The 2111-nt window shown below is 26.9% G+C and carries 3 protein-coding genes; all 3 read right to left on the bottom strand.

Annotated elements, in window-relative coordinates; genetic code table 11:
- A partial coding sequence (locus AVL50_RS00390) for a hypothetical protein (RefSeq protein ID WP_157491072.1) occupies positions 1–780 on the bottom strand: 780 nt, incomplete at its 3' end.
- Between the two features lie 292 nt (positions 781–1072).
- Complete coding sequence (locus tag AVL50_RS00385) at positions 1073–1888, bottom strand: hypothetical protein (protein ID WP_062614500.1); 816 nt, start codon at positions 1886–1888, stop codon at positions 1073–1075.
- Positions 1889–1896: 8 nt separating this feature from the next.
- The coding region (locus AVL50_RS33270) for a hypothetical protein (RefSeq protein ID WP_172826732.1) at positions 1897–2111 on the bottom strand (215 nt) is incomplete at its 5' end.

Here is a 2111-nt window from a genome sequence, read left to right as displayed (position 1 = left end):
TTTTTCCAACTCCAACATAGCTTCTCTCAAGTAACCATAAGTCTCCCTAAGAGATTTCATACTTTCATCTGATTCATAATTATAAAAATCCTTATAAGTATGTAATTCGATCAAATTATAATCTCTTCCATCCACTTGTTTTAATAGAGGGGTATTATATAAAGCAGGCGTTTGGACTATTTTTTCAAAAGTGTAATCCTCATCAAAGTATAATTCACCTAAGATCATTTTCCAGCATATTAAAATGCCTGTAAATGGAAAATCATTCTTATGACGAAAAATAAGTTCATTTGAATATTTGCCTTTTGTTGTTTCATTTGAAATAACAGTACCAAAATCATAACGAATAGGTACTGTAAACTCTAGAAATAATAGTTTATAAAAATTATATAGATCTAAGAATTCATCTTCATTTAAGATAATTTCATTAAAATCCATTGTAAACGTATAGTTAGAATATTTTGTACTATTATCTCTTTCATCTTTATATCTAATATCTCCTAAAATTAGTAAGTCAACTAAGATTCCCTTATTCCTAAGGTAAACATGGAGATTATAACTTCTATATTTTTCATCACTCAGAAAAGATATAAGTCTGTTTTTATTAACTTCGCCTTCAATTAAAATTTCATATTCATCTGTTTCTTTTGACTTATATTCAAGTTGCATTGTATCAAAATCGCCAACAAAAGAATTAAAAAACAGTTCTTCAAAAAAACTATTTGCAATAGATATTTCCTTATGCTGTAACCCTTGAATCATTAAAATATTTTCTCTCATAATATCTATTTTATGGTTTATAATTTGTCAATTTACCTTCACCGTTCAGGTAATTTATTCTGATCAATGGGTTTCTTTTATCAAAAACTGATACTTTCTTCTTATTTGCTATTTCTTCAATCTTTTGATAAGCCTTCTCCGCCACCATTCTAGTATTATCACAAGCTTTTTTACCTACTTTATGTTCAATATCTTTTATGCTTTTGAATGATGAGAGGTTGAAAATTAAAAAACACTTCCTAAATTACTACAAGAAGTGTTCTTACTATTCTACAATTAATAACTTTCCCGATTATAACTGAAAACGCTCTTCCAAAGGTGGAATCATGTCCTTTTTTTCCAACTCCAACATAGCTTCTCTTAAGTAACTATAAGTCTCCCTAAGAGATTTCATACTTTCATCTGATTCATAATTATAAAAATCCTTATAGGTATGTAATTCGATCAAATTATAATCTCTTCCATCAACTTGTTTTAATAGAGGGCTATTATATAAAGCAGGCGTTTGGGATATTTTTTCAAAAGTGTAATCTTCATCAAACTTCAATTCTCCTAAGATCATCTTCCAACATATTGATATTCCTGTAAATGGAAAATCATTTAAATGACGAAACATAATTTCATTAGTATATATACCATTTGTTGTTTCATCATTAATTAAAGTTCTAAGATCATATCGAATAGGTACTGTTAATTCTAAGAATAAAGGTTTATAATAATTGAAAAGTTCTTCAAACTTATCCTCATTCAAAGCTCTTTTATCAAAATATAAATCAATGGAAGTATTTGAATATTTTTTATCATAGTCTCTTTCATCTTTGTAATCATTATCTCCTAACTTTGTAAACTGTAAGAAAAATAAATCACTTCTCAAATGAATATTAATATTACATTTTTTATACTCATCTGAACTTAAGAAGTTGATAATAGTATTAAAGTCAAATTCTTTGTTAATTACTGTTACAAATTCTCTATCAACTTCATACTTCAATTCCATAGTCTTAAATTCTTCAACAAATGGATTAATAAACAAACCTTGAAAATACTCTTCTTTGAAATGAATATCATCTAATTGTAACCCTATAAACTGCAATAAATTTTCTTTCATATCAATCTTTAATTAATTATATGTAACTGACCTTCATCGTCAAGGTATTTCACTCTAATTAGTATATTTTCTATCACTTCAGCTTTCTTTTTCTTAGCTACCTTTTTAATTTGATCATAAGCCTTCTCCGCCGCCATTCTAGCATTATCACCAGCTTTTTTACCTACTTTATGTTCAATAAAAATATAGTCCATTCCATTAAGAATAAAACTTTCAATATCTT

The organism is Flammeovirga sp. SJP92 (assembly GCF_001583495.1).
GTDB lineage: Bacteria > Bacteroidota > Bacteroidia > Cytophagales > Flammeovirgaceae > Flammeovirga.
Note: the sequence above shows the minus strand (reverse complement) of the source record. Positions and strands in the feature narration are given on the sequence as shown.